Source organism: Brevundimonas sp. UBA2416, from assembly GCF_002343105.1.
Classification (GTDB): domain Bacteria; phylum Pseudomonadota; class Alphaproteobacteria; order Caulobacterales; family Caulobacteraceae; genus Brevundimonas.
In genome coordinates, this window is record NZ_DDRM01000043.1 from 1 (window position 1) to 6,451 (window position 6,451).

Genomic DNA, 6,451 nt, shown 5'->3' on the forward strand with positions numbered 1-6,451 from the left:
AAGTTGGTGTGCTTCTCGCTCACCTGCGCGCCGCCCAGGATCAGACCCCGGCACCCGGCTTCGTCCACCAGTTGCCAGGCCTTGTGCCCCGGCGGGTTCTTGAACGTGCTGCCACCGGTCTTGCTGCGCAGCGGCTGGCTGGCTTCGCGGCTGGCGGAAATGCGGTCCATTTCGGCCTGGATATCCGCCGGCACGCCGGGCCGCCCCTTGAACCGCGCGGCGACCACGATCGCGCCGTCCGGCAATTCGCTGTGGCGATAGGTGTAATGCAGGTCTGCCACCGGCAGCGTGACCAGCGAACCATCGCGCAGCACCACGTCACAATCGACCAGGATATCCTTGACCTCGCCGCCATAGGCCCCGCCGTTCATCCGCACGAAGCCGCCGACCGTGCCGGGGATCGAGCGGAGGAATTCCAGCCCGGCAATGCCGTTGTCGCGCGCGGTGGAGGAAACCAGAATCCCGCTCGCCCCGCCTCCGCAATCGAGCGTCAGGTCGGCGCTCTTGCTCACTTTGGCGAAAGTCTTGCCCAGTCGCACCACCACGCCCGGCACGCCGCCATCGCGGACGATCAGGTTGCTGCCCAGCCCCAGCGCCATGACCGGCACCTTGGGATCGAGATCGCGCAGGAACCGTTGCAGATCGGCCAGGTCCTTCGGCTCGAACAGCCACTCGGCCGCGCCGCCGGACTTGAACCAGACCAGCGGAGCCAGCGGGGCGTTCGGCGTCACTTTTCCCGCCACCTTAGGAAGGGCATCGGCCATCATCCGCCCGCCCTCAGGAACTTGATCTTTTCGGCCAGACCGCCGGCCCACTTGGTGATGTCGCCCGCGCCCAGGCAGACCACCATGTCGCCCGGCTGGACGCTGTCCGCCAGCACGCTGGCCAGGCCATCGGCCCCGGCCACGGTGTGTGCGCTGCGGTGACCGCGGGCCTTGATCCCTTCGACCAGGGCATCTGCATCGACGCCTTCGATCGGTGCTTCGCCGGCCGGATAGACCGGCGCGGCATAGACCACGTCGGCATCGTTGAAGGCGGCCTGAAAGTCTTCCATGTGATCGCGCAGGCGGGTGAAGCGGTGCGGCTGGACCACGGCGATGACCCGGCCCTCCGCCACCTGACGGGCGGCCTTCAGCACCGCCGCGATCTCGACCGGGTGGTGGCCGTAGTCGTCGACGATCCGCACCCCGCCGATGATCCCCGTGGTCGTGAACCGCCGCCGCACCCCGCCGAAGCCGGCCAGACCGGCCCGGATCGCCTCGTCCGACACGTCCAGCTCGCGCGCCACGGCGATGGCGGCCAGCGCATTGGCGACATTGTGCCAGCCCGCCATGGGCAGGTGCAGGCCCGTGATCCGGATCGGCTCGTCCAGCGCGGCCAGACCCTGCGGCTGGATCAGCACGTCGAAGCGGCAACCGTCGGGCTTCATCTCAACATTGTCGGCCCGGACCATGGCCTGCGGGTTCACCCCATAGGTCACCAGCCGCCGGTTATCGATCGAGGCCACCAGCCGCTGCACCTCGGGATGGTCGAGGCAGACGGCGGCGAAGCCGTAGAAGGGAATGTTCTCGACGAAGTCCACGAACGCCTTCCGCACCCCGTCGAAGTCGCCGTAGTGATCGAGGTGTTCCGGGTCGATGTTGGTGACGATGGCGACCGTCGACTTCAGGCGCAGGAAGCTGCCGTCGCTCTCGTCGGCCTCGACCACGATCCAGTCGCCGTCGCCGACCTTGGCGTTGGTGCCATAGGCGTTGATGATGCCGCCGTTGACCACCGTCGGATCCAGCCCGCCGGCGTCGAGGATCGCCGCCACCATCGAGGTCGTCGTGGTCTTGCCGTGGGTCCCGCCCACCGCGATCGAGAACTGCAGCCGCATCAGCTCGGCCAGCATCTCCGCCCGCCGGACCAGCGGAATCCGCCGCTCGCGCGCCACGACCATCTCGGGATTGGTCGGCTTGACCGCGGTCGAATAGACCACCGCCGACACCCCGTCGCCGATATGCGCCGCGTCATGGCCGATGAAGATGCGCGCGCCCAGCTTCTCCAGCCGCTCGGTGTTGGCGCTGGCCTTGGCGTCGGAGCCCTGCACCGAATAGCCGATCTTGAGCATGATCTCGGCGATCCCGCTCATGCCGATGCCGCCAATGCCGACGAAATGGACGGGACCGAGGTCGAACGGAACGGGGCGAAGGCGAGCGATCATCTGAAGCGATTAGCAAGGGTCGGAGCGGAATGCATCACCTTCGGCGGGGAGGCATGAAGTGATTAGTGATTAGTGATTAGTGGTTGCTGGATCGCCTGCGGGGGGCGGCTCGGCGACGGCGGCGTCGCCCCTGTCGGCCAACCACTAATCACTAACCACTAACCACTAACCACTTGGCCGCACGGGGCATTGGAATCGACCTCCCCTCGCGGGCCCACCCTCAATCCTCCGCCACGAAATCCTGCGCGAACTCCGGCGCGTCCTCGTCGCCCGGCAGCAACGGCTCGTCGTCCCCGTCCGTCGCCCGCGACGGGTCCGGCACCTCGAAGCCCACCGGGATCGACAGGTCCAGCAGGCCCGCCGCCTTCATCTCCTGCACGCCCGGCAGGTCGTACAGGTTGGACAGGCCGAAATGCTCCAGGAACCGGTCGGCGGTGCCATAGGTCACCGGCCGTCCCGGCGTCCGCCGCCGTCCGCGCAGCCGCACGAACCCCATCTCCAGCAGCAGATCCAGCGTGCCCCGCGACAGCGACACCCCGCGCACGCTCTCGACCTCGGCGCGGGTGCAGGGCTGGTGATAGGCGATGATGGCCAAGGTCTCGAGCGCGGCCTTGGACAGCCGCCGCGGCTCCTCGCGCTCCTCGGTCATCAGGAAGGACAGGTCTGGTGCCGTGCGGAACTGCCAGCGGTCGGCGACGCACTCCAGCTCGACCCCCCGCCCGTGATACTTCTCGCGCAGGGCCGAAATCGCCCCGCCCACATCAGCCCCCTCGGGCAGCCGCCGCGCGATCTCGGCCGCCGACAGCGGCCCGGCCGCCGCGAACAACAACGCTTCGACGCGGCGCTCGATCTCTCCGTGATCGGGGGCGAACTGGATCACGGCACCAGCTCCAGCACCTGACCCCGCCCGCGCCGCTTGAGATACAGGTCGGCGAAGGCCTCGGCCTGCTTCACATCCATCGCCCCCTCCTTCACCAGCTCCAGACTGGCCGACAGGGTCGAGGCGGTAAAGCTGGCCTGGGTCGGGCCGTCCTCGCCGCGTCGCGCCGGCGCCACCTGCTCCAGCGGCGTCCACTGCTCCAGACGCGGCAGCACGTCGCGCAGCCAGTCCCGCGCCGCCTCCAGCGCAAAGGCCTCGACCCGCTGGCCGGGATTGTAGTGGCGCTGCTCCTCGCGCCGGCGCTGGGTCACATAGGCGGCCATCAGCTCATAGAGGCTGGCGTCGACCCGGTCGGACGGCACGATCACCGTCGCCTGCGGATCGCCCCGGCTGAAGACGTCCCGCTTCAGCTGCGGCCGGGCGGTGATCGCCTCCACCGCCTTGCGCATCGCCTCCAGCTTCTGCAGCCGGAAGGCGAGGGCCGCGGCCATCTCCTCGGCCGGAATCTCGTCGCCCTTGCCCTTTTCGGTGCGCGGCAGCAGCAGGCGCGACTTCAGATAGGCCAGCCAGGACGCCATCACGAGATAGTCCGCCGCCAGCGAGAAATTCCGCCGCCGCGCCTCGTGCACGAAGGCCAGATACTGTTCCGCCAGCCGGGTGATCGACAGCTTCAGCAGATCGACCTTCTGCGTCCGCGCCAGCGCAAGCAGCACGTGCAGCGGCCCCTCATAGCCGTCCAGGTCGACGACAAACGCTTCGCGCTCATCGACCTGTTCGGCGGCGGTGAAGTCCAGATTGGGCTGGAAGGCGTCGGTCATGCCTGCGCCTCCCCGACATCCGGCCCCCTCGCCGCCTCGAGCCGCCCGCTCATCAGCGCATCGAACCGCAGCCGCGCCTCGAACGGGTCCAGCGGCTCCGGCTCGCTGACGATCCGCGCCAGCGCCGCCGCGGCCCGCTTGCCCGCCTTGCCCTTCAGCTTGCCGACGCCTTCGGCCACCAGCCCCATCTCGTCGAGGTCGCCGCTGCAGTGCAGGACCACGTCGCAGCCGGCCTTCAGCGACGCCTCGGCCCGCTCCCGCAGCGACCCGGACAGCGCCTTCATCGACAGGTCGTCGGTCATGATCAGCCCGCCGAAGCCGAGAGGCTCGCGCATCAGGCGGATCGCCTTCTTCGAGGTCGTCGCCGGCCATTTCGGATCGATTGCGTCGAACACCACATGCGCCGTCATCGCCAGCGGCATGTCCGACATGGCCTTGAAGGGTGCAAAATCCCAGCCGTCCAGCGTCGCGAAATCCGCATGCACCACCGGCAGGTCGTGGTGACTGTCGGCGAAGGCGCGGCCATGCCCCGGCATGTGTTTGATCACCGGCAGGACGCCGCCCGCCAGCATCCCCTCCGCCGCCGCCCGCCCCAGCTGCGCCACTGTCGCCGGGTCCTGCGCATAGGCCCGGTCGCCGATGATGTCGTGGGCGCCGGGCACGGGAACGTCCAGCACCGGCAGGCAATCAACATTGATCCCCACCGCCTTCAGGTCGTGCGCCATCAGCCGCGCGCCCAGCCGCACAAGCTCGCGCGCGGTCAGCGGGTCGTTCACCGCCTTCAGATAGGCCTCGCCCGGCGGATATTTCGGCCAGTGCGGCGGACCCATCCGCTGCACCCGGCCGCCCTCCTGGTCGATCAGGATCGGAGCCCCGGCGTCGCCGATGCAGTCGCGCAGTTCAGCGGTCAGGGCCCGGACCTGCTCCGGGCTGTCGATATTGCGCCGGAACAGGATAAACCCCCACGGCCTCGCCTCGGCGAAAAAGGCGCGTTCCGCCTCTGTCAGCCGATGGCCGCTACAGCCGTAGATCGCCGCCGAGGTCACCGATCGATCAGCGCACGAAACAGTCGCCGCCGCGGGCCTTGATGGCGTCGCACAGGCCGGTCGCCTGCTCGCGGCTCAGGCCGGTCACCGTGGTGCGATAGACGGTCGAACCGTTGGACGCCGTCACCTCCTGCACCCGCTTGTCGGCGCCGGCGGTGAACTGCGGGTAGCGGCCGACGATGGCGGCGAACTCCCGGTCGGCGATGCCGGGGGTCGAGAAGGCGCCGATCTGCACGCCGGACGTCCCGCCGACAGTGGCCGGGGCGCGGGGCTCGGTCTTCGAGGCCGGCGGCGTCATGGGCGTCGGACGCGGCGCCGCGGGGGTCGTCGTCCCGGCCGGAGCGGGCGCGGGACGCGGCTGGGCGACCTCGGGCGGCGGGGTGAAGGTCGGGGCGGCGGTCGGGGCCTCGGCGGCGTCATAGACGTCGATGCCGGCTTCCGGGTCGATCGGCTGGGCCTCCAGCGGCGCGTCGGCCTTCATTTCCACCACGGCCGTGCCCACAGCCGGCGGCGCGTCGTTCGAGGATCGCGGCCCGGCGCGATAATAGACCACCACGGCGATAATCAGCAGCAGCAGCACCCCGCCCGAGATGATCAGGGTCATCGGCGGCGCCTTGGCCCCGCCGCCTTCGCCCGCCCGGCGCGGATCATAGCCGCCGCGGTTGAACGGCAGGTCGTCGTCGGTCGGCGGCGTATAGGCGCCCCGGTCGCGGCCCTGGTTCGGACGATAGGGATCTTCGTTGGACATGACCGCGCCTCATGGATCCGCGCGAATCGGCGCGCGGAACAACCACTCTATCCCGGTCCGGGTCCTTTTTCAGGCCGGTAGATCGTTCTCCACTGCCTTGTCATCCCGGAAGCCGCGAAGCGGCTATCCGGGACGGCGGAGCGATCACCCGCCCGTCGCGGCTCTCCGCCTCGCTTCGGCCGGGATGACAAGCTAGAGGTCCAGCGCCAGATCCAGGCTGAACAGCTTCCTGTGTTCCTCGATCGCATACCGGTCGGTCATGCCTGCGATATAGTCGCACACCGCCCGCGCCCGCTTCGCCTCGTCCGCCACGTCCGCCCGGCCCGACCATTCGGGCGGCAGGGTCGCGGGCTCGGCCATGAACAGCTGGAACATCTCGGCCAGCAGCCGCCTTGCCTGGCTGCGGGTGCGGTTGACGCGATAGTGGCGGTACATCCGCTCGAACAGGAATTTCCGCAGCACGCCCAGATCGGCCAGCATGCCGGGCGAGAACGCTACCAGCATCCGGTCGGCGGTGCGTACCGCCTCGGTCGAACGTATATCCGCCGCCTCGATGCGCGCCTCGGTCTCGGCCAGCACGTCCTCGACCATGGCCCCGATCATGCGCCGCACCGCCTCGATGCGGATCATCCGGTCGTCGAGGTCGGGCCAGTCCCTGCGCACCCCGTGCAGCACCGGCCCGATCAGCGGCACGTCGTTCAGGTCCTCGAGCGTGAACAGCCCCGCCTGCACCCCGTCGTCGACGTCGTGGTTGTT

At 69.3% G+C, this 6,451-nt stretch carries 6 protein-coding genes and 1 pseudogene; all 7 read right to left on the reverse strand.

The features are described 5' to 3' along the window. Window positions 1-764, reverse strand: a 764-nt coding sequence (murB, locus tag B3E43_RS13735; protein WP_292030454.1) for a UDP-N-acetylmuramate dehydrogenase, incomplete at its 3' end; no start/stop codon positions are given. Beyond that, window positions 764-2,203: a UDP-N-acetylmuramate--L-alanine ligase gene (gene murC, locus B3E43_RS13740; protein WP_292030458.1), complete on the reverse strand. Its 1,440-nt coding sequence runs from the start codon at window positions 2,201-2,203 to the stop codon at window positions 764-766. The genes murB and murC, both read right to left, overlap by 1 nt. A gap of 220 nt (window positions 2,204-2,423) precedes the next feature. Beyond that, window positions 2,424-3,083, reverse strand: a complete 660-nt coding sequence (gene scpB, locus B3E43_RS13745) for an SMC-Scp complex subunit ScpB (protein WP_292030461.1) — start codon at window positions 3,081-3,083, stop codon at window positions 2,424-2,426. Then, window positions 3,080-3,901, reverse strand: a complete 822-nt coding sequence (locus B3E43_RS13750; RefSeq protein WP_292030463.1) for a segregation and condensation protein A — start codon at window positions 3,899-3,901, stop codon at window positions 3,080-3,082. Before B3E43_RS13750 ends, scpB begins: the two co-directional genes overlap by 4 nt. Next, window positions 3,898-4,947, reverse strand: coding sequence for a beta-N-acetylhexosaminidase (gene nagZ, locus B3E43_RS13755; protein ID WP_292030465.1), 1,050 nt, complete (start codon window positions 4,945-4,947; stop codon window positions 3,898-3,900). The genes B3E43_RS13750 and nagZ overlap by 4 nt, the downstream gene beginning before the upstream one ends. A 7-nt stretch (window positions 4,948-4,954) precedes the next feature. After that, the gene (locus B3E43_RS13760) at window positions 4,955-5,695 is read right to left on the reverse strand and encodes an SPOR domain-containing protein (RefSeq protein WP_292030467.1); all 741 of its coding nucleotides are present in this window, start codon (window positions 5,693-5,695) and stop codon (window positions 4,955-4,957) included. A gap of 192 nt (window positions 5,696-5,887) precedes the next feature. Then, window positions 5,888-6,451: pseudogene (locus tag B3E43_RS13765) on the reverse strand (deoxyguanosinetriphosphate triphosphohydrolase); the annotation flags it as partial.

Bases quoted from the DNA above. Each gene is read 5' to 3' on its own strand.
- murC (WP_292030458.1), bottom strand. From the start codon at position 2,203: ATGATCGCTCGCCTTCGCCCCGTTCCGTTCGACCTCGGTCCCGTCCAT.
- B3E43_RS13750 (WP_292030463.1), bottom strand. From the start codon at position 3,901: ATGACCGACGCCTTCCAGCCCAATCTGGACTTCACCGCCGCCGAACAG.
- B3E43_RS13760 (WP_292030467.1), bottom strand. From the start codon at position 5,695: ATGTCCAACGAAGATCCCTATCGTCCGAACCAGGGCCGCGACCGGGGC.